A 23,851-nucleotide genomic window follows, 5' to 3' on the forward strand; every position below is an offset into this window, starting at 1 on the left:
TATTCCGACTTGATCAGAAGCCCATTGATAACTCTTCATCGCGGGCCTTGGCCCTTTGGCGCCTGGCTGCTGGCGCTTGGGTTGCTGGGAGTTCCGGCTGAGCCCTTTCCCCTGTCAGAGCAAAAATTGCCTGGCTCTGATCGAAAACGCGGTACTCCTGCCTGAGAAGGTTCTCTCCCGTGCCGTTGTAAATTGCCCCGTCAAACCCGCGTTTTTTGGCGGCCTCGATAAACTCGTGGTCATCCAGGATGGGGAATATATCGAGGTAAAGATCCTTGATCAGGTGCGGCGCCTTCTCAGCCAGCGTAGCGACATCCCCATATGTACCCTGCGGATCGATCCTTTCACGCCAGTTGCTGGTGTGGAAGACATAGTTCTGGTGCTTGATGAGGAGCTTCAGAGCTAACTCTTCGCCAACCGCCGCAAGAATCTCTGGATACTCAATGAAAGGGTCTTCCCAGTTAACGACCGGGTTTCGTATATCCAGGTAAACGGCAAAAACCTTGGGCGCCCGGTTGCGGCCATCATAGGTCAATTCTGAGGCTGGCCCGTTTTTCGAGTAAATGTTGGCAATCCTCAAATCCCCAAAGCTGTAGGAAGCCCGTGTCGCTTGAAAACCGGCAGGGTTACCATCAACCTCGCCGAATTCACCTCGATAGACCAACAGCGGCTTACCATCTTTACCCACTACCTTGGTCTGGCTCAGGTCGATAGGAAAGTCGTAGGTTCTTTTTATTTTGCTACGCGCCACAGGCGTCTCCTTTAAAAATGGACAGCTTGCCCCTTACGCAAACAATCCTCACATGCTCATACTTGGTGAGTCTTCTAGCTCGATGGTGCGCATGCGTGACCGTTTCGCAACAGGCGCCACAGGGGCTTCTGGCTCTGCCCTCTCCCCGGTCAGCGCAAAAATTACCTGGCTTGCATCGAAGACTCGGTACTCTTGGCAGCGCGAGTTCTGATTCGTGCCGTTGTAGATCGCGCCGTCAAATCCGCGCTTCCTGGCCTCATTGACGAACAGTGGATCATCAAGGATCGGCCAGATATCGAGGTAAATCTCTTCAAGCAGATCCGGCGCCTTGAGTGCCACAGTGGCCACGTCACCGTACTCCTCATCCGGGTCGATGTTCGAGCCCCAATTGTCGGTGTTGAACACGTGATCCTGGTGCTTGATTAGCAACTCGAGAGCGACCTCGGCACCGACGCTTTTGAGCAAATCAGGGTATTCAATAAACGGATCTTTCCAGTTGACGACAGGGTTCTGAATGTCCAAATAAACTTGGTACAGTCGTTGCTCCTTCGGCCCATAATCGTTCCCTTGATAGTCCGACCTACCTTGCTCGTCGAAACCCGCGTAAATGTTCGCGATTCTCCGGTCACCGAACGAGTACGACCCCAGCTTGCTCTGCAGGGCCAGAGGGTTACCGCTGTGCACTCCTGTTTCACCGCGATAAAGCAGCAGTGGTTTGCCGTCATCGCCTACCGCCTGGGTCTTGGATAAGTCCGGGAAGGCTTCAGCCTTCTTCTTGTTGTTATGCATACTTTCCGCCCGCGTCAATTATCAATCTTTGTTTTCACTCGAAAGCATCTGCGCATCAGTGGCTGGCCACTGCTGATGCCAAGGCTGGCTCTCTGAGAGGATGAAAGCCGCACACTGAAGCTCTGTAAGCCCGGTGACCGCCACCAGGAACGATATGCAGTCCTTGTCCGTGCGATATACAGCACCCGACTCCGAAACAGCCTGGAAGAACCCGTGAGCCATCCTGTCAGCGGTACTTAGCTCTGGATTTGTGCAAAGGCCTGCTGGCAGCGTAGCGTCGAGGTATCGTGCATGCGCGTCCCTCAAGGCAGCCTGGGTATCCACTGTGAACTCGTTGACTAACTCTTTCGCGTAAACCGTGCGCATTGAAATACCTTCGTGAAAAAGCCGTTCCTTCCAACCAACGTCGACGAGGCGGCCATGAATCTGCCGCCACACGGTAAGCGCCATCATTTCAAATCAGCATAACTAATCATCGCATATCCTATGGGCTCCTGGTAGCGGGAGCCCCACAGAACAGCAGGTTCAGATACCCAACTCTTGCCCAAACATCTTACCGAGCATTTTGAGGTTCATGGCTTTCAGCAACCGAGGTTCGCCAGTCAGCTCATACAGCGGCTTGAGCATTTCATCCCGGCGTGGATGTCCAATGATCAACTCCAGTGGAACGGTCGCGAGGAAGCCAATTCGGCCAGGTTTTTTCAGGTCGGCCAGGCACATACGTATCATGAAAGCGTGGTCGACAGGCTCATGTTTTTGAACCTCGTACTGGAACCGACCAACTGTGGTCAGAATAAAACCTTGATTGCAGTCTATTCCCGCTTGATGCATTTCAAATATAAACCGGTTGGCATTTAGAGCCGAGACCTTGGTTGCAGTCAGCAACTGATCTATAAAATCAGCTGGGGCTAATTTTAAAAACTCCGGCACGAAAATATCTGACCATTTATGGTCATTTTTAATATCGCTAACTACAGACTCCAATGCCTTGCACTGAGCAATATCATTCCAGTATTGCCGGATAGGATTACCATACTCCTTAAAGAGCCATCGTGACTTCATGTCAAATTCAGGGTTGGCTTCCGCATATACTTTGTAATAGCCGACAACGTGATTGGCTATTTTCTGTACCGTACCATCACCCCTGTACTTTGCAATTCCAGGTAAACTTTGCAAATACTTGAATGCTTCAAGATCATCGAAGTGAAATGCCGACTGAATCAGTACCGGCATAAAATTATCAAGGCGATCTTTGAAGTAATCCTTACTTCTAAGCGTGCCATCCTGCTCGCGGCACAGGTTGACCACAGGCGCCTGTGTTTGGCTAGGATCAGTGCAGTACTGGGAGGTCAACCTAGCCAGGTGATCTATAGAAGAAGCGTTTTTGATAACGTACTTCATCATTTCATCTGCACTGGCAGGAGAGTATAAGCGCTCGGAAATCCAATCCATGACGTAATCTAACGATGGTTTTGCTACCAACTCGTCCTCACTGACCAATCCCTGGAAATTCAGCCGTGAGTAATATCTAACATCACTGATTAATTTACCTAGCTTATTCAGCCTGTTTCCAGCCATCGCAAGACTATCAAGGACAGCATGAAGTGGCTTTACATCAACTTGTTTGAAAAGCTTATAGCTAAACTCATCAAACTCTAGATTAGTAATATTTTTTATGCGTTCGGCAACGCTTTCAACTGGTGAACGCTTTAATGACTCTTGATTCTGAGGTGGAACAAATTGAATCCCACGCACAGCCAAATATTCACTGCAAAGCGCCCCTGACAGCCCGGTCGACTTTATAAGATAATCAACGCAATCAGCCTTGTATGCGATACCCTGGCCATCTGCGTCTTTTCGCAATAGGTTTGGAAAGTCCAAACGGCAGGACTCAATCGCAGCAGGAGTGCATCGATCTTTATAGTAATCGATGACCGACAAGTACAACTCCATTGAGTTGTAGAGCAGTTCATCCTCTTCCTGCGTTGCGTTATATGCCATTTCAATCGCCCAAAGTCTAAATACCCAATTCCTTTACCTTATCGCAGGCTGGGTATCGGTGACCAGATCAAGATCGAACTTTGGGCGATTTCAATACGCATCTAGGGAAAAGAGGCGATTGGCTGATCGTGCAGGCTGTGCAGAAGCGGTCGGCTGAAGGCCCTCTCCTCATCGACACTGATTAGCCCCTTGGCCGCAAGGACGCCTTGCACATAGCCCAGGCGAATAGACTGCGACTCTAGGTCACAATCTTCAATGACTTCGAGGGAGTCATAGATCATGATCTCGATGGGCTTGAGCTCCTTACGGAGCGGCGCATCTATGGAAATTTTGGAAATGATCCCAAGGTAGCGGTCGAACAGCTTTGACAGCACGTTCTGTGCCGCACTGGTAAGGTCACCTTTAACCAGCCCGGTGTACCCGCTGAATTCAAGGCGCTTGTCCAATGTGCTGAGCACCCCGCCAGCAAAGCCCATCCACCGGCACAGTTTGTCCGACGGGTATCGCTGGTTATTGTCCAGCGCCTCCTTGCAGAGCTGCTGAAGATGAGCAACACCGCATTTCTCAGGCATGATCGGAGGATGCACCTCAAAGACCTGCAGATCGACCAGAGCCCCTCTGAAGAAGTCGAGGACTGGCACGAGCCCGGACGCAGGTTTACGTTCGGATTTAACGATAGGCTCCTCTTGTACAAACGAAATGGTGCTTCTGTGGTAACACACCACATTCCCTCTGCCGGTCACCCGGTAGAACGGGCCGAATTCGTCAGTTGACCCAGCGTAGAAAAAATCATGGTCTGAGGATTTTTTAGGCCAGATTTTGACTCTGAACCGCGCCGAGGTGGCGTCCAGTGGGAGCTCACCATTTGTCTCGTAAAACTTGATGACATCCTCCAAGGGGAACCTGTTGATCACATCATCGGCGCAAAGAACGCACAGGAAATTGCCATCGATGAACAGCTTCTGAACGTCGTCATATCGAAACGGACGCAAGGTGTCCTGAAGACGGATACATATCTGCATGATTGCGCCTTAACTCATTGAATAAACTGAAATCGAACGGTTAGTTGCATTAGCAAACAAGACGAGCGTCCATCCCGACCATCTGATCCCATCGCGCTTGCAACATGGCCAGGTAACTCTCCCCCGGCAGGGCGCCGTAGGCGCCAACGGAAAAGCCGTCATTGCATTCGACCAGGGCGGTTCGACCACACGCCAGCACGCCAAAATCGATGGCGTAGCCCATTGGTGCGTTAGGCTGCTGGGCCATGAGGATCAAAGCCTCGGCAACGATGGTAGCGTCAGGCATCAGTCGGTCATTGCCTGCATAGCAGGCCTGGAACAGCAACTCCTGACCTATGACGTAGCAGCGCCATTCACTGAGCCACTGTACCACCTCACTGTGATAGACCGACTCAGACCTGGGGATCCCGCTCATGCGGTAATCATTGGCTTCACGCAGCACCAGACCGGTAAAGCGTTTTGCGCGCAACGCGGGCTTCACAAACACCGGGGCCCGGTAAGCCACCCGTTCCATCACCTTCCCGAGCGTCGACAGGCCGACATCGCGATGCAGCAGGTGAGCCAGGCAGTCGGGGTAGCAGGACTCTGATGGCAGTTGCAGGGCGCGCTGCCGAAGCGCGTATTTCATGAAATCCAACCCACCCACAACCAGCCGGCTGGCGCTCGAATCGAAGCGATTGCGCATCAACTGCGATGAAGCGGCCTTCAAGTAGGTTCTGCCCTGGCCATGAAGGGCATTGATAACCAGGTGCTCTTCCGGGCCAAAGCGAAAGCTACGGTGCTCAATAAGAACATCGTCTTCCCGCATGGACAGCCCCTTCAAACCTGATAACCTGCTACTTTCGCGGCCTTTTCAAAGTCCGCCCAGAACACAGCGCGGTCGACAATGTTATCACCGTAGGTTGGCACCCGCCGACCGGTCAGTTCGAAGGCTAGCGCACTGCTTAGTTCTTCACGCAGTTGTGTTTCCACCTCGCCGAACTCGGCAATCCTGGCATCGATGCCTGAACGCTCTAAGAATGCGATCATTTGCGGTTGTTTGAGCTCAATATTCGTTTGCATACAAACAGCATTTACTGCCGAGCGTACCAATGACCGAGTGAGGACAACACCGTTGGCCGTGGTTATGGGATGAACTTCTTTCCTGTGCTTCTTCCCGCGTGGCCGTTCAACATCGGACACAATGTACGTCTTGCGACGGCGCTGGAGCGCCCTTGGATTTCGCCCTGAAAGCCCTAACGCCAGCCTGCGAGATGCTTCGAACTCGTAGGGTAGCAACCCCCTTCCGCCCTCATCACGAAAGCAACTGGAGTCAATGACAAACCTGCCTTCCTGTCGCGCCTTCGCCAGAAACGATTCGCTTAACAAAGAGCGCCCCTTCCCGGTCGTTCCAACGATCATTGTATGGAATTGACTGGCTGACGCCTCAAACACAGCGCCATCTGGAGTAACAAATTTAGGGTACATAACCATGAGTGTCGCAATCCTTTGTATTCAAGTGGGCAGGCGGTACCGATAGACGTGCGTGCCTTCAATGGGTTCGCGGATGACCACCTCGTGATCCAGGAGCTCGCTCAGGGTCTGGTTGAAGCTCTGATCAGGCGCCTTGATACCAAGCGCTTGGCGCCACTCGTAGGAGGTCAGAGGGCGACGTGCCAGGCAGGCAAGATAACGTTCGTATTTCTCCTTATCACCGGCGCTGATCGCCTTGAATTCCCGACGAACAGCCTCCACAGCCCCAATCAAGGGTGCGAAAAATAGGCGTGGGGTTTCCTTGGCAGCTTTAAGAAACTCATCTTTGAGCGTCGTCATCTGGCAATACACCTCATCAGATCCCACGACTGGCGTGGCGACAATATAACGATTATGTAGCAGCAAAAAACCGCCTATTAAAGGCGGTTTAAGCAGGTTTCAGCCTGGGCCCTGGCCCTGGAATCAGACACTGCAATCAGCGCGGCATAGGTAGCGTCAATATATGCCTATTGTATCACATGTCAATAGGCCATTCCATGCCTAACCTACCGGCAGCCTACTGCTGAGGCGGTTTTGCCTCAGGACTATCCAGTGCCTTTCGGCTTTGCTGGACACCGGCAACGATTTCTCGCTCTTTTACGACCTCCTCCATACGTTGCTTGATCGCTATCTCGGCTTCCGCCCTCAAGTAATCAGCTCTGTCTTCCGCCGAACGGGCAGCGCTACTATCCATAGCCCGCATTTCTACCAATTTTTGTACATTTTTGAGCTCTTCAGTGTGGATGTTGATCGCACTCTGCATAGCCGCCCTCATACTAACAATGCGCTCTTCTGCGGATCGAGCTGCCATGACCTCAAGCGCATGAGAATTGAAGTGATTCGTCAGTTTATCAACAATGTTTTTAACTTTGCTTTCGTCGGAATAGCGGTTTAAGACCCAGGCATTTACCCAGCTCTTGTTTAATTCCAATGCGTCCTTCGGATCTTTTCCGTCCAGATAACCTGCCATGATCTTGCTGATCAAGATGGTGGCGTCAGCTGCACTCAACCGTATTTTTCCGTTTTCTTTCAGCTTATCCAAATATCGCGATGAATTCTCGAATCCTCGCAGAACCGCCTGCGGTTTCACCTCATTGGCGGCACCACCTGGGATGGAAAGACCAAATTTTTCCGGATTTTTCACCAACTCCTCAATGAAATCGAAGTCTTTGTCAGAGGCAGTTGTATTATCTGCATAAACCAATATTGCAGACATCGCGCCTAGCAATGTTGAGACCTCATACCCTCGAATAAATTGATCTACTTCACCTTCGGATACATAGTTCTTATCAAGTTCCTTGAACCTTCTGGTCAGGTATCGCCGGAACTCGAAATCAACATCGTCGTTAACGTCGAGATGGTCGCCATAGCGTGTCTTAAAATAACCGGCGAAGCTAACAAGCATCTTCCGGCTTTCATCCAAACGGCTATTGCGCTCGATGGTAGCGTCCAATGCCGTCAGATAGTTGCTAACCTCCGTCTTTGAAAACGACTGATCAGCGTGATGGGCTTCCAAAAAATCTCGACACTGCTTATAACTGTTGATTACTGTATCTGCTTGAATCAAATGCAATTGAGATTTTGGGAAAATATTATGGCCACCAATGATCCCGCGCTCATCCCAAAAAATCCACGAATCATACAAGTTTGAAGGTTTCGTAGAGAGTTGATATCCATGCTCTAGAAAAGCTGTCTGTGATCCAAGCCATTCAGAAACGGATTCGCCCTGCGTACATGGCGTGGCGGTCATCACAAGATCAGGATCCACCAGCCTTTTGACTGTTACACCAACAGCCGTAAGTACACCTAATAATGCCAACCCAATTACTAATTTCGTATTCGTTGGAATCTTAGACAATTTACTTTCTGTATTTTTCACTATTTAAGCTCAGGTTATGACAAAAAATTAAGTATCGTCCTGCATGAACACCAGATAACAAAAAGCCGGCTCGATGCCGGCTTTTTAGGCTATTGGGTTTAGTAATTTGCCCCCGGCCTTACGTAGTCGGAAAACGACGCCCCATCACCGTAAATTTTCACGAACTGCTCGTCCGACAATGCGGCGAGTTCATCACGTGATTTTGTGTACATTTTCACTCTGGCCTCGAGTTGCCCCATCCTCACCGGTTTGATATTGCTGTCCGGTTGGGTGTTCCACTCGTCCAGCTTGGCCTGCTCGGCATCCAGTTGTTCCTGCTCGATGCGAAGCATCCGCACACGATGCTCTTTCAGGTAGAAGGTGTGGGCTTCAACGATCAAAGGCTTCATGCCTTCGATGGTTTTCCCGTGGAGTACCTTGAGGTACTGACCATCTGGGTAGCGATGCTTCAACATTTTCAGGTCGAGATCCCACTGGAGAATCTGCGATGGATCATGAATATCCCCCACCACCTGGCGGAAGGTATGCTGGAGCGACTGATCGGAAGCGCCATCGATCTTGGTGATCTTGGATTCGCCACACGCGGCCAACAGCAGCACAGCGGCCAGTACCACGGATTTTTTGAAGATACCCATTTTAATCCCTTATCTTGCTTGAGTGAGTACTCGAACCATATCATAAATTGACATGCTGTCAATACACCACCATGGTTAACCCAGCATCAATGTACTGCTGCCCCGCCCGGCACTAAATTTAACTTTTGATCCGGCTGATTTATGATTTTGCGCAGTTTGCGAAAAATCATCACGGCACGTTCCAGCGCCTCGGTGCTTTCCTGCGAATCAACTGACACGTTATCCCCCTCAGGCCCCTCCCATAGCCGCGATAGCGCAAGCAGCAACCGCGCATCGTCCTGTGGGCTGTCTGTATGGCTGACCTTGGCTTGTAGTGTCTCTTTGAACTGAAACAAATCGCCGGCTGTGAACGGCGGTGCTTTGCCATCGCCCCTGAACATTTGGTAGGCATCTAGACAAGCCTGGTATTGACGGCGCCAGGTCTCAGGATCAATGCGAGCGAGCATCGATGAGGAGATGTCGAATTCGCCCTGCTCCTGCGCGAGCAGGCTATTACTCCCGATCAGTTTGTCGACAAATACAGATTCATTTGGGGTGACGGTGCCGTCAGCTAGCACCAGGATCGCAGTGGTGACGCCCATCAACTGCGAAACATTGGCCGCCTCGGCAAACGGTGAAGCCTGCAATAGGCTCACCCTTTTTTCAGGTGCAGGCTTGAAGTGGCCCCTCACCCATGGGCATTCAAGAAGCGCCAGCAGCGAAATGCCTAACACCAGAAACCCCGCACCCGTCCAGCAGAGCCATCTCGGCATTTTGAAAGGCTTTGAAGTACTCATGAGGCGCGCATCCAGAGTGCGTAAGGAATCCGCCCTACGGGGCGGCGTTTGATGGGTCGTATTATGGGTCGCGTTGGCGCTATGTCAATTGGTGGTGTATGTTTGCGACCTATCTATGATTGGAGCCGGCCAAGGCCGGAGTCTCGAGCCTCTCCTCAGGATCCCTATGGAACTACCAGCCCCCGATGGTTCATCCCAGCAGGTTGCCACTGTGGCACAACCTTCCTACGCCCCATTGTTCGAGCAAGGACTGGGTGAAATTGACTTTCGAGACTTGATCGCCAAGAACGAAACCATTTTCATCAACATGCCTTATGGCGGCATCTCTCCAGGCTTGGCACTGTTGTTCGCCAAACTGCTCAGAGCTGACGTCGACCGGGCGCCACCCGAGCAGGTCTAACCCTGCATGCTTGCGGCGGCACTACAGTGCATTTTTCGTCACTTTTAAGTTTTGGAGTTTACTGTGATTGATCTCAAGCGCGATCAGCCTGTCTGGCTGTTACACCAGGGCTACTGGCGCCTGGTATTCTTCAAATGGGTCAGTGTTCAAACCTGCTTTTTTTCCTGCACCCGAAAGTATCCAGCGACGCTCTCCGTCCACCGTAACGAATGCTTCACGACCGCCAGGGCCGCATTGAACGCCGCGCTGGCGAGACTCGACCCGCGCAGTCAAATACGATTTGTGGCAGACCAGATTCGCGCATCGATTCGTATGGCCTCCGCCTTCCCCCAACACCTGCTGATCAGCTGGCTTCGCTCGATGGGTGCCCATGAGCACCTGATCAAAGCCATACTCGAGCAACAGCTAACCGGCGAGGATGTTCTGGACGCATTGAACGGACAAATCTCCAGGATGGCCCTATGAGCGTGCTACGACCGAATAAACCTGATTCGAGCCCATGTGTAAGCCTCTGCTCGCACAACGTCGGTGGCGACGTCTGCACAGGCTGTGGCCGCACCGTCGAAGAGGTGCGTGAGTGGAACTTCTACACCAGCGAGGAAAGGATCGAGGTCAAACGGGTGTGCCAGATCCGCTTGGAACAGATCCGTAAACCCAGCTAGTCGACCGCTATACCATCCGGCGCCTGCGGATTAGTGCTCGGCGCCAGGTGTTCAGCCACGCGCTCCAGAAATGTCTCCGGGCCGTAATCACCAGAGTACAACCACTCCACCGCTTTCATCAGCGCGGCGATCTGCACGGTTTGAGCCTGCACGTCGTTCAATACCACCAGCACTTCAGGCGGATAGCCGGCGACGTCCCCGTATTCGTCAGGGATATCGTTGTTCCGGATCTTTTCCGCCAGAGCCTCGTTAAAGTCCTGAACACGACTGTAGGCATAGTTGAAGCTGCCGCCGCTCATAGCTCTGGCTTGAGGTAAAGATTGGTGCCTGGATGGAGCGCCTGGTAGTCGTGCACGTGGAAGGCGAATTTTTTTTGCTGGATAACGACAGTCACTGCGGGCGCTTGTTGTTCGATAATGTCGGCCTCCAAAACAAGGCCCAGCGCTTTCATATCCGCTTCAACTTCGTCACGCCCACAATCGTGGAGACCTTCACACTCGCAGAGGTTGTGATCCAGGAAACCCGCCAGGTGTTTCTTCACACGCTCAGCCAGCTCTCGCGACATTTTGACATTGCTGCTCATGAGGGAATTACCGACATAGGAGACATTTTCGGGCAGGGAAGATTGCCGGAGCCTTCATGGTACTCGCCACACGCCAGGCACTTGAATCGCGCCGGTTGTATGCGCTGATTCTCAAAGCTCAGGGCCCGCTTTACGACTTCGCTTATGCCTGGTTCAATCGGTTTGACCAGATCGGTCTTGCGATAACAGTCGGTGGGGAAGCCGCATTCACTGCAGGCACACACCTCGCCACATGCTTCTTCGCGAGGCTCGACGCGCAGCAAGCCGTGCTTGACCGCGATGTCCTGAATCTCCCAACCATCAAAACTGCCACCTTGGCCTGCGGCTTCAACCATTTCGCTGGCGAAGGCCTTTAGGGGTGCAAGTTCCTGCTCGGCAGCAGTCAGCTTTGTTTTTAGGTCGCCGGCGTGCGCGCTCCAATAACCCCCAGAATCGTTCCAGCCATTGCAATAGGCGATAGAAGCGTTGAAGCCGTTCTTGTAGTGCAGGTACTGCGGTACCGCCCTGCCCCAGGCGTCTAACGCATTGGGAATGAAGGCGTCTCTTGAAGGGTCGAGATAAGTGGATCGATCTCGTATCTTCTCCAGCTTGGCCGTGGCTATCGTGTGCATGTCGCGCAGCCCCGCAAGCTCACGTTGCATGGCGTCAAACAGCGCTGCATCCACGAACTCTCCAGCTTCGCCGTTGAAACGGTACCGCTTCACTTCACTCATCCTGAAACCTCACTAAAAGCTCAAAAAGACCGTCAGCCAGCTGGTGTAAGGCTCACCGTAGTGCGTCTTACGCACCATAAAGCTCACCATAATGCGCACTATCCAAATGGAGTACATAAATACTCCGTCGTGCTAAACTCATTGTTGCAGCCCTAGGAACCTCCACTCCCGTGCTCCAGAAACGGTGAAGAGACTAGGTATTTCGATTGCCCCGCTTTGCGGGGCTTTCTTATTTCTGGCCCTGGCCGATCTGGAGTCCGGTGTCCGAAGGTGCGCAGCTCATCGGCCCGCTTGCGGCTTTGATGAGAGTGACCGCCAGCTTGGGATTGAGCGTTGAGTTGGGCGCCGCCACCAATCCGCCTACCAGGTAGGCCACGTCCTCCATTTCCAATTCAACACCCGGCATACGGGTAAATTCGCCAAGCAGCTGCGTGAAGGACTGGTAACCCTGAGTCACCTTAGCCGGATCAATACCGACCAATTCACCCTCTTCGACAGATCCTGGTTTAACACAAGGCGTCAGCGTAGCTTTGGGATCTTGGCTCAGTTTGTCCACAAATGCTTGTTCGCCGGCGTCCAGCTTGCCATCGGCGAGCAGCATCAACGCGGTAAGCGCGCCTAGGGTTCGTGACTTGTCCGCCTCCAGCCCCTCGTGCTCGATCTGAGTCTGGATGGTTGTGTATTTCGATGGGGTGTAATCGAAATGCTTCGAGTCGTAGAGGGCCTTGGCGCTGAGGGCGATGGCCACAGCTAGGGCCAGAAAGGCCACGGGCTTTGCACGAAACTTCATGAACTGTCCTGTGTGGGTTTAAGCAATAGCCAGCCTGATGCGATCCTACGGCCTTGCCAAAATGGTCAACCCATGGTGCATAAGCCGTAGATCGCGGTGCAGTATCACGAAAACACCGAGAAAGTGTCAATTTACTGAGATTGAATTTGCCATACCTTTTCTCTTATCAATCACCAAGCATGGCCAATAATTTCCGGAGCATAGATGCCCGGTCAGCCGGATCAGTGCAGCAGACGGTTCCTCTCATACCATAACTGCCTTCCGTCGAGGTCATGGCCCAGCCCAGCTCGACTGAGTCTCCGGTCACGAAAAACTCCATCCTTTCGGCATTTCGGTACACCGCGATTGAAGCGCACTCCCCGTCCTCACCCTGGCTGAACTGGAAAGAGCACGGCAATCCATCCGCCACGGGCATGATGCTGATGAATTGAGCAAACACATCGCAACTCACTTGGAAATCCGAGGGCAATTTCAGCGACAGATCACGAGCCAGGGCCTCGCTGATACGGCCTTGAATCTCCTCGGCTTCGTCGGCAGAGAGTTTCCGTCCAGGCACAGCTACCAACTCTTTGCTGATCGGATCGACAAACTCGAACCACGCTTCCCAGTCAAATCTTTCCATTGTTCCCGATCCCTGCGCATGATTTCTGTTCACGGGGCGCCTTCAGCACCCCTGAATTTTTTCAGCCTGTAGCCTTTCGGCTCGATGAGCTTACCGTCAATTTATGCTGAATGCTTCTGTGGCATTTAACATCGGAGTACGTGGTGCTGCCTTAATGAGCAAGCTTCTTGAGTGCGTCAGTGCTGCCGGCAAAATCAACGTCAGGAAGGATTGTTTGCGGCTTGAAGATCACTCGGTAGTGGTAAACGCTCACGTCAGCAGAGGCCAACTGTTCCGAGAAGTAGGTAACGTTGTCCGACAGGCCCAGCGAGTGTTTTTTGTATTCGTTAGGGCCGGTCTTGCAGGTCACGTCGATCTTGTTGCTTCCGGAAACATCGAACGAACACCGACCCTCAAGCGAAAGCATGTAGTCACCGGTGATGCCGTTGTAGAAAACGATGCGGCGGTTGATTTCGAACATATCAGCTGCTTTCGACAGGTTGCGAGACGCCACCTGCGCATCGCCACCTTCACAGCCAGCGAGCGTCGCCAGGATACAGGCAGCGATAACTGTTTTCATTTTCATCGTGTTGCTCCAGATTATTTTCGTAGTGCCCAGTGCACCACCACTCGACTGTCAATTGACGGGCAATGTTTTATCACATCTTACGAGCCAATGTTGGATAAATGATGGCCAATGTGACATACTCAGCGAATTGGCAACTGTCTTGCCTTCATACACTCAGGTGAAAAAATGGACTACTCACTTTTGGCAGGACTGGTTCCGGAGCCTGGTTCTCGCGTCGATTTTGCACGCTGCCTGGAAATCATTCCCGACCTGGCCCTGCTGGCCACCACACCCCAAGATCCGGTGTTCCATGCCGAGGGCGATGTGTGGACGCATACAAAAATGGTGGTGGAAGCTCTGGTGAACAGCCAAGCATATGCCAGCGCCGGCCCGGCTGACCGCTTTGTGCTCTTCCATTCCGCGCTGCTGCACGACATCGCCAAGCCGGCGACCACGGTCATCGATGAGGTCACCGGCAAGATTAGTCAGCCAGGTCATTCCCGTCGCGGCGCCATCGACGCCCGGATTCTGCTGTGGCGGGCCGGTGTGCCGTTCCAGATGCGTGAAACCATCTGCCGGATCATCACCGTGCACCAGCTACCGTTCTTTGCCCTGGCAGGCGACAAGCGTGGAACCACCCCGGAGTTCACCATCACCAAACTGTCGTGGGAGCTGCCGGTCTGGATGCTCTGCGCGGTGGCCACCGCTGACATGGAGGGTCGCACCTATCACGGCAAGCAGGCCGTGCTGGACGACATCGAAGTGTTCCGTTTGCTTGCTGAGGACATGGGGGCGTTGAATGCTCCTGTGCCTTTCGCCGACGACTACACGCGCCAGCGCTACTTCAGCGGGGCGAATGTGCAACCGCAGTTCGCGCTGTTCCGGGAGAAAGTGGGTTCGCAGGTCATTGTCATGTCCGGCATGCCAGCCAGCGGCAAGAACACCTGGGTCGACAAGAACGCCCCTGGCTTACCGGTCATTTCCTTCGACGATGCTCGCGATGAACTGGGCCTGGCCCACGGCAAGAACGAGGGGCTGGTTGCTCACCATGCATTCGACATGGCCAAGGAACTCTTGCGGGCCGGCAAGCCATTTGTGTGGAATGCCACGCATCTGAGCAATCAGATGCGCACCAAGACTCTGGATTTGCTGCACGACTACCATGCTGACGTACGCCTGGTGTACCTGGAACACCCAGAGGAGGTGATCTACTCGCGCAACTCGCGCCGTGATACCTCCCTGCGCAACAAGGACATCACCAAAATGCTATTCCGCTGGGAAGTTCCAGTGCCTTCGGAAGCGGCCAAGGTCGAATACATCGTTGAAGAAATCAAGCCGAGAAAGCAGAGAACAAACGATCTGAGCGACTCTCAGCCAAAATCGAAACCCTGATGGACGTCGATCAGGTCATTAAGACTGATCGACACATCCCCTGCCGATGCCTTTGCCGCAACCTCAAAACATGAAGTCGAAATTTGGACGCTCATTGGCATAGTAGCGGGGATTTTCGGCTGTCCCTGCAGTGTTCGAGAAGGACACAATCCGCCTGCCCGTTTGGGTGCGCCAGCTGAGCAGCTTGACCATGTCTTCGGAAAAATGCCCAAGGTCGAGGTAATACTCAGGCGCATCCGGAACAAGTTTTTCCTGCAACCACTCCATCAAGGCTGGCGCCGGCGTTTCAGATTCCGTCAAAAAACACGCCATTTCATGCGCGTTGAGACCCTTGTGGCCATCTGTTTTTGTGTGCAACAACACACCGGGCGCGATCTCAGCCCACCAGCCTACTCCCTCACCGTTCAGCACCTGGACGATGGCAACGGAACCGGACTGCATACGGTGCGGGAATTCGTACCATGGTGCGCGAAACATCAGCGAGCCGTTTCTCAGCAGGTCGTTCAGGGTCATGGCGTACCAGACCTCGACGTCGTCCTCTTTGCATGGCCGGCCATACAACTTCATCTCGGCGCGAAAGCGCTCGATGTAGGCGCTCTCGTCTATGCCGGCAGACATTGATCTGGCCATGGCTTCGATGGCCTCTTGCGGCGGCTGCCCATCGAGGTACGTGACGTTGCCAATGCTCACTGGATAATCGGTCATGCATGCTCCTTTTTACGGGTTTTTTGATGAACTTTTTCAGGCATATTTGCTGTTACCCAGGTGCTGGCGGCATACTGACCAAAAGGAAGAGGACAAAAGATGATCGACTCGAAGACGCTAAACCACCTTCTGCGCCACCCAAAACAGATGATGGATTTCCAGGCCACGGGCAAGCTCCCACAGCTGGCAGCACCGAGCAGTCCGTTGATCACCCTCCTCCAATCGATCAACCCACACGAACGTCGAATGATCACCTCCATTCGCATCGGGCAAGGTCTCGGCTACACCAGCAACCAGCTTTTCCAAAACGCGGCTCAGGCGCTAGCCTGGCTTAAGCCCGCATACAGCGCTATCAGCTACCCGAGTGAGTCACATCAGAACAAGCGCTTTTCCAAGATCTTAACCATCGACGACTTGGCAGCCTGTGCCAAAGTCCCTGATATGATCAAGGAGTCCTGGTGGCGCCAGCACCCTGATCTACGCAGGTTAAAATCGCCCGTCCGCTCCGATGAGTCGACCCCTGGCTTTTAACGTTCTGATCGGTCTGCAGCGCGTTCCGAATATCCCCCAATACGGCGGCCCCAAGTTCAGCCATTGCGCTCGATCCATCATCGCCGGCTGCAAAGTCGGTCAAGCTTTGTGTGACGGTTACCGTCCTGGTGCCGTATTTTCTACCCTCTTGGATCATGGCCTCACCGAAGGACGGCTGGCGCTCTGTGGGCACTTTGTCAGTTGCGTACAGGTACTCACCCGCCGCCCTTATTGCCCAGAGCTTTGCATCGCGTTCTTGCCAATCGAGCACCTTTTGGACGTTTTTTTCATGAAACTCTAAGGTGCTTCGAAATTTCCGCAACTGTTTGAACTGCAGGTACGGATTCATCGACTCAAGCGCCAGCGTCTCTGTCTGGGTTAAGGGCACGTTGCGCTTGGACTTCGTAATCGCCTCGATGAGTGTGGCCACTGCACAGTATTCATCGCCGTCAGTGGAACGCCTATGCGTTAAGCAGTAGTCAACACTCTCGGTCAAAGCCCCAATTACCATTAGCAGATAACAGAGGTAGTAGGCGCAGACCCTGTCGTTGTCGGCCCTGAAGGCTTTGACCTTATAGCCTTCGGTGAAATCGTCGTCATAGCTTGAATAATGGAGCCAGCCGAGCGTCATGGCGGTACAGTCTGACAAGCCAGGAAACGCCTGGAGAATTTGCCTTCCTACGTCCTCATAGTGCGTCTGCGCTTGCGTCTGATCGATCAGATACCACTTGTCGTCCTCATCCATGTCTGCCACCGGGTGAGCAGCACTGAATTTTTTCAGGGCATACCGATTCAAGTCAGCGACAGAAAACAGCGCTTCAACATTCAATATTCGGAGGAGCTCGCCGTCTCTATACGCCTCCAAAACCCGTTCTGAGGCACGATGGTGCGTCAATGCGATCTCTTTCTGCAGATCTTCAAGGAAAGCCGTGTATGCCTCAGGAAGCACCTCCTGAGACTCACAAAGATCAGCGAGCGTGCTTGCTTTGCAGTTATCGGCCATCCCCTCTGGAATTTCGCCCGGAGCAAGCCAGCTCTGACGTCTCAGGTAGACCTGATTTGCCTGGGTGAACGTATTGCCCCGTCGAGTTTGTCGCAGGCTTTCGATGCTTGAATTGAAATGAAGAGCTTGATGCACACGGGTCAGTGATCGAATTCCATATTCCTTGGGGGTATAGATTTCGTACTGAAAACCTTCGTCGTCTGCCGGCTTAAGTCGGGATGACTCAAAAGCTACAGCCTCCCCTCTCAGAATCATCAGCACGGCCTGCTCAAGCATTCCCGAGTTCGGATAGAACGCAATCGGGATGTAACCGTTCAGATGCTCGTTGCAGAGGTAATCACGCCCCGCGCAGCGAACGATGATAAAGCCATCCGGCATCAGCATCTGCTGAGTGATCGTATCGATGGCGATTTCGTACAGCGGTTCGATCATCTCATCACGGTAGAATCTCAGCCGGCGCTGTTTTGAATCGAGCCCGCTGTACACCTTCACCGCACTGAGTTTTTCATCAAAGTTCGACGGAAGCTTTTTAACCGCATCCCTCAATCTTGACCAGCGGAAACCTCTACCATCTGCGGCGATGCACAAACTGTAGGGCGGTGCGCCGGCCTCGATCAGCTCGGGGGTTTGCTCGAGCCAGGGCGTTCCGGCCCAGTAGGCACCCACCTCATCGAAGACTGCGAAAAAACCAGAAACTGAGTGGGAAGTCTTTTTGTGGGCGTCTATACACGCTTTCCAGTCGAGGCGTTCCAGCGGCAGTAGGTTCACCGCCACTTCAGCTTCGTTGTAGCCCATCAGACCTGACGTAAATGCGTTCCAGACAATCGCCTCCACCACTTTTGGCGCCTTCCATGAGGCGTCAATGGCAGAGGCAACACTCTCCATCCTGTTGTCCATCAAGTCTTGCAGGTCGCGGTAGCCCAACAGCTGGGCGAATCCATTCTGGTAAACAACCGGGCTCACACCATGCCGATGCCAGCAGCCGCTGAGCGCATCCACCAGGTGGAAGAAATGCTGATCGAAATCCCTGAAAGAGAACGGGATCTTCATCCTCAGACCTGCCCTTCGGCTGGAACGGTGGGCATAAGCGTCACCGCACACGTTTCCAGATTGATGACAGCTGTCTGGTTGGCCAGATGTCCCCCTCGCGCCAGATCAAAAAGCTCCGACACTGCCACAGGCCGTTGCAACGGCACTTTCTCATCCGCAAAGAGATAGTCGCCTTTCTGCCGGATCAACTTCATTGCGTCATTCGAAGCATGCCACTCACGTACTCGCTCCACGAACGTATCATGCCATTGCAGCCGCTGCATAAAGTCGCAGGTGCTTGCATAAACCCTATGGATGTTCATGGACACCAAGGTGGACATTTCCAACTGGCTCAGCGTCATGCCAGCTTTTGACTTGCTCACAGCCTCGCTCAAGACACTCACTGCAAAGGTCATGGCCTGTTGGTTCCGTAGGTCAGATTGGTGCACGGGCTGGGTCATCGAGGCGCTAAGCAACAGGATGACGTAGCTCAGGAAGCGTACCAATTGCTCGGTATTGGTTGGATCGAAGTTTGGGAAGTCAGTGCAATCCTTGTTAATGAATGCATACTCGCACTCACAATGCAGGATACCCAGGGTGATCACGCTCAATCCACTTAGCTCAGGGAACGCTTTCTGAATGCAAGTGCCCGCCAGTTGGTACTGTTCCAGGGCAGACTCCAGTGCTTCCCTATCCCCAGCCAACGGATACCAGAATTGGCGTTTCGACGTCGCATACCGATCCAGATCGATACAGCTGAAGGTTAACAGGGCCGCCGTTAGCTTAACCAAGTCGCCACGACCAAGGGACTCCCTCAGGCGCTGGGAGGCCGATTGAACGGTGCCGGCAAACTCCTTGCGAAGTGCGTCCGCAAACTCCATGCCCCAAGTCGGTAGCACCTGTGGGCTCAATCGGTTCGGCATAAGTGTCTTACTTGCACAGACATCCGCAAGCCCGGCTGGGATCCCGGATGGGGTAATCCACTGTTGGCTGCGCAGATAAGGTTGCCAGTTTTCAAAAAACAGCTCGTCAGCCTTCACCAGCAGGTTCGCCACTTGCCGCCCTCTCATGCGAAGCTCTGAACGTTCATCGCCTGACTCGATGGGGTCTGTTAGTAAGACCTCTTGAAAGCCTCGCTCATCTGCTGGCCCTAGTTCATTTTCGGCAAACACAATCGGCTGTCCGCAGAGAATCATGACAACCGCCTTGTAAAAGGCTTGCGAGTCGGCCTTAAACGACAGAGGAATGAACCCCATCAGCACCTTGTTGTACAGGTACCAACGCTCCTGATTACAAATGATCTCAAAACCTTCAGGCAGCTTGTAAGTCCGCCTGGCGTAGACCCAGGCCGGCTCAAAATTGTGGAGAATAATCTCATCCTGCCAGAACTTTAGTCGCCGGCTCTTCGGATCAGGCAACTTGTCATAAAGCGCCACATTGGCAAGCTGCTCATCCAAATCATCCGGTAATGCCCCTACCATGGATGTTAGCCGCTTCCAGCAGAACGCCAAACCATTTGGCAGAATCGATGATTTGTACGGCGGCGCCCCAGCCTCTATGAGCTCGGGTGTTTGCTTAAGCCAAGTATCTTTGTAGGATGGAAACTCATCCAAGATCAACCCAAGCGGAGTGTTTGGACTGGCGAAGGGATTATTGGTGGCGCCACCAAATAGGACTTTTCCCGGACGAAAGTTCTTCACTCCCAGAACAGCATTGGCAGCGCGGGTCTCACGAGTCAGCAAGTCGCAGTCGAAGCGCTCCAATTCAAGAGAGCCAACCACTTTTGTGGCCTGGAGATAGCCGCATACCCCTTGAGAGAAGGCATTCCAGGTCATGGCCTCTAACAAGCTGCTACGGGTAACCTGAAATTGGCTGTGGACGTGGATGTCTTCAACCCGCGCACTCAGCAGCTCGTCGTAGTTCTGGTAGCCCATCACTTTGGCGAACAGATCAGGGTAGAAAGCATCCTCTCCCCGCAGTTCGTGGAGGCTGTCACGCACAGACTGGATCTGTGAGGCAAACAACCGGTCATGATCGGCAAAAGAAACTGGAATACGCATGCGCATCTACCCTGGCTTGTCTGACGTGCATCAAACCCGCCAGACGTGGCCAAAGGCTGTGTTGCACGTGAATTCGCGCTCACGTACCAATGTGTCGGCACGGTGCGAGCGCGGTCGAAAAATCGCGTGCAGTATTATTAAAATGCCATTAATTGTCAAAGTCTGATCGGTGAGCCGAATGGCAATTAACCATTAATCTTCAGGCGACCGAAACCGGAAGGCTGGCTCGGCTGCAACCGGAAGCAGGCATATTCCATCTTCTGGTGGACGCGGAACCTCAGGTTCTCCCCGTTCTCATCAATGCTTATCACCTTATCCGTTAAACCCTCAGTCCCCAACCACTCCGAAAGATCCGTTTTGGACTCAACAAAGTGGTCAATGAACACCCCGACGCAAGTACCCGTCCGCGTGACCAGGACGTCTCCCCAGGATAAGGCAGCAATACTAAAGGCGCTAACGTCGGTACAGCTGCCGATCCCCGGCACGCCCACCGCCAATGGTTTGTCAAAGCGGTGTCGGTTGAAGACTGCCGTTTCCTGGTCGCGAATCTCTTCCGGAATGTCCACCAGCCTCCCCCGGCAGTGCTGCGGTAAGGGAACTTTGAACGCGGCAGACCAACCTGGCCCAGCCAGGAAGTAGGACGCTATCGAGCCCAACTCAAGATCCGTGATGACCTCGTCATACCCATCATCAAGATCTTCATCGAAATCATCCTCCGGATCGACTTCCATCAGTGTGGCGCCCACCTGGATCTCCAGGTTCAACAGGACGCACCAGCCAATCAGGATTTTGGTCGTGATCGGGTCTCCCTTGAAGCTGTCCGCCACGGCGGCGAATTGGGCCTGTGGCGAGCGCCCTGGCTTTAAGGCCAAACGGCCTGGTGATGCCTCGTACAGCTCCCCGATATGAGGGTCGAACGCCTTGGCCAGGGCCGACTCAAGGTAAGGCTTGCAGTATTTGACGACCAGCGAAAAATCGTCCCAATCCTCCAGAGCAATCTTGGTACCCCGGATAAACAGCCCATCCGCTGTGAGGTACCCATTGGCCACGTCAATAGTCCCGCTCGAACGACATTTCAACATCGAGAATCCCCTGCGCTAAATAAACTCGAATAGCCAACCCAGACCAGCCGACCAAGTACCAATCGCGCATACTGCCAGCACATAACGTGTCGTGACACGGAATATTTACTGAGTATTGTCAGCTGAAACGATAAGATTTGCAGGTAGCCAAGCTGGCAACTCCTACTGAATCGGGGCCACCTCATGACTTCGACCGACGACGATCCCGAAAAGAAGGAAGAAACGACAATCTACCGGCACTACCTTCAACATTGAGGCAATACAAATGAATGATCAGCCCGAGTACGCGATGAAAATGGATGTGCGCATTGCGGCGCTCAGCCAGCTGCCGTCCAATCAGATTGATCCTATCCTTAAAGATCTCCTCGCTGACGTGCATACGCTTGTGCAGTTCGGCCTCATAGACCAGGCCGGCAAAGAGCAAATGACCCAGAAGGCGCACAAGGCTGCGACGACCAGAAAGATTGAGATCGAGGTAGAAAATGTAGCTCGGCTTGCGTTCCAGGTGATTGCGCTGAGCTCTCTTTCCGTTGGTGCATTCCTTTGGGCAACCTACGCAAATTACCTCTCGCAGCAAAACGCCGTCTTATTTGTGTTTTTTGCCGGGATCGCACTGGTGATTTACGGGCTCGGGTTTTTGGCCACGAGAGCTATTCATTCACTCTGGAGAAAGTTGACCTCATGTAAAAAGCCACGATAACGTGGCCTTCTTTAAGCTCAAGCTCGTTACGGCGCCGGAGACTCATCTTCTGCAGCATGCCTTACGGTAGGCGCCGGCGCTGGTATCGACACATTTCCATGTTCGTCGACTTCAAACAGCGTCACAACGGCCTGGGCCTTGAGCCCGTCGAAGAAGTACTCACCTTCATTGGAGGCCCTGAAGATCTCCGCTGCCGGCACTCTGGCGCAGGTGACGTGCTGCGGCGCCTGCTCATAGATGGCGGTGGTTACCGCATGGTCGAGGGTCATGCGCAGCATGTGCTCTGCCTGGGTGCGCGACCGCTCCCCTTCTTCATAGGCCCGCAGTACCCGCTTGACCATGGTCGGCAGGAGGCGAGTGTCCGTCTTGTAGGCGTAATCCATAGGGAACAGATGGTTCACCTCCTGACTCATGGCGCGAATCAGCGTGAACTCGTAGCCAGGCTCCAGGTTCTTCACGCAGACCCCTTGGGAGATTGAGCGACGGCGTTCAGTTTCAGCCGGGTTTAGCAGGTGGCCGAATTTCTGCTGCAAATCCGCATCGTCGAAGCGCAGTTCAGCCAATGTGGCCTTGTGCACCTTCAGCTCTGAGTTAGGGTGAACCTCGGTCAGAAGGTCGACTTCGTCGTAATCGAAAGTCAGGATCAGATCTTTGTCATCGGTACCACCCCGGTAGTAATCCAGAAAACCCAGATCACTCCCCAAGTAAAACCCACCTGGAGAGGTATGCACCGAGCCGATGCTGAGGTCGACCGGATTGCGATACTGCAGGGTCTTAGCCTCCAGTGTTTTGAGATCAAACGAGACAACTCTATACCCTTGCGGCATTTCTCAGAATCCTTGTAATTCCCCGACGGCAATCAGTGACGCCGCAGGCTCTAAAGATTCATTGTCCGACACGCGCACAGGCGCAGCCAAGCATTTTGGGGAATGATAAGGGGATGTTCGCCACTTCCCCGCAGGGGGCTGGCGCTGGTCAAGAGGTTAACCGGGAAGGAATGGTGCTATGGCGCGTTGAAAGCCAAGAAAATCCCGGCTTTGCCCTCACCGATATCGGAAGTTCAGCGAGGAGCTACGACCTGGTCGGACAGGCCTGTGTAGCTTTCCCTGGAGCTCGTGCAAGCCCCAGGGATGTATGAAGCACTATCAGGCAGCGTGCGTCATGAAAATGCTGACATCAAGGACGTCCTTCGGGCTGCCGTTGTGTTTGTTGCAGGCGGCCATCAGCGCTTTGAGATCCTGGTTGATGTTGATCCACCACTGCAAAATTTCGTTCACGATGTCGTTCATCGCGCAACGCTTGACGGATTTGTCACGGGCACTGGCTGCGACACGCTCGTCTTTCTCTTCGCTGATCTTTTCACGCATGCCAGGCAGTAAACGTACCACGAACTTGGTTTGTGGCAGCTGCGGTACCATGTGCGGCACGCTGAGGGCTAAAACAGCCTGGGCGGGTTCCATGCGGCTGGACAGGACTGCCTTGAGCAGTTCAAGTTGGCCCTTGCACGACTGCCAGGATTGGATCGCCTGTACCATTTCGCTGTTGGCGCTACGGTTGTGGCGCAAGCCCAGCTCGGCGATGGCATCGTTCAGATCTTGGGGAACACGAATCACAAATTTGGGCGCGGTGCGGGAAGGGCAAACTTTGGCATCTTTGCTGCGAGTCAT

29 protein-coding genes are annotated in these 23,851 nt (G+C 53.4%); 5 read left to right on the forward strand and 24 right to left on the reverse strand.

The window, feature by feature from the left end; translation table 11 throughout:
- Positions 1-13: 13 nt before the first annotated feature.
- The 11 genes from NQL71_RS31760 to NQL71_RS31810 all read right to left on the reverse strand — a co-directional run bounded on the left by NQL71_RS31760 (position 14) and on the right by NQL71_RS31810 (position 9,365).
- Positions 14-751, reverse strand: coding sequence for a hypothetical protein (locus NQL71_RS31760; protein ID WP_274644807.1), 738 nt, complete (start codon positions 749-751; stop codon positions 14-16).
- Positions 752-799: 48 nt separating this feature from the next.
- Entirely contained in the window at positions 800-1,558 is a 759-nt protein-coding gene (locus NQL71_RS31765) for a hypothetical protein (protein ID WP_274644808.1), read from the reverse strand.
- Positions 1,559-1,561: 3 nt separating this feature from the next.
- Positions 1,562-1,993, reverse strand: a complete 432-nt coding sequence (locus tag NQL71_RS31770) for a hypothetical protein (protein WP_274644809.1) — start codon at positions 1,991-1,993, stop codon at positions 1,562-1,564.
- Between the two features lie 72 nt (positions 1,994-2,065).
- Positions 2,066-3,541 carry a hypothetical protein gene (locus tag NQL71_RS31775; RefSeq protein WP_274644810.1) on the reverse strand — a complete coding sequence of 492 codons (1,476 nt, stop codon included), beginning with the start codon at positions 3,539-3,541 and terminating at the stop codon, positions 2,066-2,068.
- 101 nt (positions 3,542-3,642) lie between these two features.
- Positions 3,643-4,563: a hypothetical protein gene (locus NQL71_RS31780; RefSeq protein WP_274644811.1), complete on the reverse strand. Its 921-nt coding sequence runs from the start codon at positions 4,561-4,563 to the stop codon at positions 3,643-3,645.
- A 49-nt stretch (positions 4,564-4,612) separates the two neighbouring features.
- Entirely contained in the window at positions 4,613-5,371 is a 759-nt protein-coding gene (locus NQL71_RS31785) for an ATP-grasp domain-containing protein (RefSeq protein WP_274644812.1), read from the reverse strand.
- Between the two features lie 11 nt (positions 5,372-5,382).
- A complete protein-coding gene (locus NQL71_RS31790; RefSeq protein ID WP_274644813.1) occupies positions 5,383-6,036 on the reverse strand; it encodes a phage head-tail adapter protein in 654 nt (217 codons plus the stop codon).
- Between the two features lie 21 nt (positions 6,037-6,057).
- On the reverse strand, positions 6,058-6,375 hold the full coding sequence (locus tag NQL71_RS31795) for a hypothetical protein (protein WP_274644814.1): 318 nt from the start codon (positions 6,373-6,375) through the stop codon (positions 6,058-6,060).
- Positions 6,376-6,592: 217 nt separating this feature from the next.
- Positions 6,593-7,954, reverse strand: a complete 1,362-nt coding sequence (locus NQL71_RS31800; protein WP_274644815.1) for a hypothetical protein — start codon at positions 7,952-7,954, stop codon at positions 6,593-6,595.
- Between the two features lie 98 nt (positions 7,955-8,052).
- Entirely contained in the window at positions 8,053-8,589 is a 537-nt protein-coding gene (locus NQL71_RS31805) for a hypothetical protein (protein WP_274644816.1), read from the reverse strand.
- Positions 8,590-8,675: 86 nt separating this feature from the next.
- Complete coding sequence (locus NQL71_RS31810; RefSeq protein WP_274644817.1) at positions 8,676-9,365, reverse strand: hypothetical protein; 690 nt, start codon at positions 9,363-9,365, stop codon at positions 8,676-8,678.
- Between the two features lie 166 nt (positions 9,366-9,531).
- On the opposite strand from NQL71_RS31810, the gene NQL71_RS31815 reads away from it, so the two are divergent.
- The 3 genes from NQL71_RS31815 to NQL71_RS31825 all read left to right on the forward strand — a co-directional run bounded on the left by NQL71_RS31815 (position 9,532) and on the right by NQL71_RS31825 (position 10,427).
- Positions 9,532-9,765, forward strand: coding sequence for a hypothetical protein (locus tag NQL71_RS31815; RefSeq protein ID WP_274644818.1), 234 nt, complete (start codon positions 9,532-9,534; stop codon positions 9,763-9,765).
- A 63-nt stretch (positions 9,766-9,828) separates the two neighbouring features.
- A complete protein-coding gene (locus tag NQL71_RS31820) occupies positions 9,829-10,230 on the forward strand; it encodes a hypothetical protein (protein ID WP_274644819.1) in 402 nt (133 codons plus the stop codon).
- A complete protein-coding gene (locus NQL71_RS31825) occupies positions 10,227-10,427 on the forward strand; it encodes a DUF1289 domain-containing protein (protein ID WP_274644820.1) in 201 nt (66 codons plus the stop codon). Before NQL71_RS31820 ends, NQL71_RS31825 begins: the two co-directional genes overlap by 4 nt.
- On the opposite strand, the gene NQL71_RS31830 is transcribed toward NQL71_RS31825, so the two are convergent.
- The 6 genes from NQL71_RS31830 to NQL71_RS31855 form a co-directional block, all read right to left on the reverse strand.
- Positions 10,424-10,726 carry a hypothetical protein gene (locus NQL71_RS31830; protein WP_274644821.1) on the reverse strand — a complete coding sequence of 101 codons (303 nt, stop codon included), beginning with the start codon at positions 10,724-10,726 and terminating at the stop codon, positions 10,424-10,426. The genes NQL71_RS31825 and NQL71_RS31830 overlap by 4 nt on opposite strands.
- Positions 10,723-11,010 (reverse strand): hypothetical protein, encoded by a 288-nt coding sequence (locus NQL71_RS31835; RefSeq protein WP_274644822.1) that lies wholly within the window; start codon positions 11,008-11,010, stop codon positions 10,723-10,725. The genes NQL71_RS31830 and NQL71_RS31835 overlap by 4 nt, the downstream gene beginning before the upstream one ends.
- Entirely contained in the window at positions 11,007-11,723 is a 717-nt protein-coding gene (locus NQL71_RS31840; RefSeq protein WP_274644823.1) for a hypothetical protein, read from the reverse strand. Before NQL71_RS31840 ends, NQL71_RS31835 begins: the two co-directional genes overlap by 4 nt.
- Positions 11,724-11,952: 229 nt before the next feature.
- Positions 11,953-12,513 carry a hypothetical protein gene (locus tag NQL71_RS31845; RefSeq protein WP_274644824.1) on the reverse strand — a complete coding sequence of 187 codons (561 nt, stop codon included), beginning with the start codon at positions 12,511-12,513 and terminating at the stop codon, positions 11,953-11,955.
- A gap of 166 nt (positions 12,514-12,679) precedes the next feature.
- Positions 12,680-13,135, reverse strand: a complete 456-nt coding sequence (locus tag NQL71_RS31850; RefSeq protein WP_274644825.1) for a hypothetical protein — start codon at positions 13,133-13,135, stop codon at positions 12,680-12,682.
- Positions 13,136-13,286: 151 nt separating this feature from the next.
- On the reverse strand, positions 13,287-13,694 hold the full coding sequence (locus tag NQL71_RS31855; protein WP_274645080.1) for a beta-sandwich lipoprotein: 408 nt from the start codon (positions 13,692-13,694) through the stop codon (positions 13,287-13,289).
- 174 nt (positions 13,695-13,868) lie between these two features.
- Between NQL71_RS31855 and NQL71_RS31860 the strand changes: the two genes are divergently transcribed.
- Positions 13,869-15,074, forward strand: a complete 1,206-nt coding sequence (locus NQL71_RS31860; protein WP_274644826.1) for an AAA family ATPase — start codon at positions 13,869-13,871, stop codon at positions 15,072-15,074.
- Between the two features lie 63 nt (positions 15,075-15,137).
- Here NQL71_RS31860 and NQL71_RS31865 read toward each other — a convergent pair whose 3' ends face one another.
- The 5 genes from NQL71_RS31865 to NQL71_RS31885 form a co-directional block, all read right to left on the reverse strand.
- Positions 15,138-15,779: a hypothetical protein gene (locus NQL71_RS31865; RefSeq protein ID WP_274644827.1), complete on the reverse strand. Its 642-nt coding sequence runs from the start codon at positions 15,777-15,779 to the stop codon at positions 15,138-15,140.
- Positions 15,776-15,991 (reverse strand): hypothetical protein, encoded by a 216-nt coding sequence (locus NQL71_RS31870; protein ID WP_274644828.1) that lies wholly within the window; start codon positions 15,989-15,991, stop codon positions 15,776-15,778. Before NQL71_RS31870 ends, NQL71_RS31865 begins: the two co-directional genes overlap by 4 nt.
- Positions 15,992-16,224: 233 nt before the next feature.
- Entirely contained in the window at positions 16,225-18,363 is a 2,139-nt protein-coding gene (locus tag NQL71_RS31875; RefSeq protein WP_274644829.1) for a hypothetical protein, read from the reverse strand.
- 2 nt (positions 18,364-18,365) lie between these two features.
- Positions 18,366-20,402 (reverse strand): hypothetical protein, encoded by a 2,037-nt coding sequence (locus NQL71_RS31880; RefSeq protein WP_274644830.1) that lies wholly within the window; start codon positions 20,400-20,402, stop codon positions 18,366-18,368.
- Between the two features lie 185 nt (positions 20,403-20,587).
- On the reverse strand, positions 20,588-21,484 hold the full coding sequence (locus NQL71_RS31885) for a hypothetical protein (RefSeq protein WP_274644831.1): 897 nt from the start codon (positions 21,482-21,484) through the stop codon (positions 20,588-20,590).
- Positions 21,485-21,749: 265 nt separating this feature from the next.
- Between NQL71_RS31885 and NQL71_RS31890 the strand changes: the two genes are divergently transcribed.
- Complete coding sequence (locus tag NQL71_RS31890; RefSeq protein ID WP_274644832.1) at positions 21,750-22,184, forward strand: hypothetical protein; 435 nt, start codon at positions 21,750-21,752, stop codon at positions 22,182-22,184.
- A 26-nt stretch (positions 22,185-22,210) separates the two neighbouring features.
- Here NQL71_RS31890 and NQL71_RS31895 read toward each other — a convergent pair whose 3' ends face one another.
- The gene (locus tag NQL71_RS31895; protein WP_274644833.1) at positions 22,211-23,011 is read right to left on the reverse strand and encodes a hypothetical protein; all 801 of its coding nucleotides are present in this window, start codon (positions 23,009-23,011) and stop codon (positions 22,211-22,213) included.
- A gap of 318 nt (positions 23,012-23,329) precedes the next feature.
- Complete coding sequence (locus NQL71_RS31900) at positions 23,330-23,851, reverse strand: Arc family DNA-binding protein (RefSeq protein ID WP_274644834.1); 522 nt, start codon at positions 23,849-23,851, stop codon at positions 23,330-23,332.

It is taken from the genome of Pseudomonas serbica (genome assembly GCF_028823535.1).
Taxonomy (GTDB): Bacteria; Pseudomonadota; Gammaproteobacteria; order Pseudomonadales; family Pseudomonadaceae; genus Aquipseudomonas; species Aquipseudomonas serbica.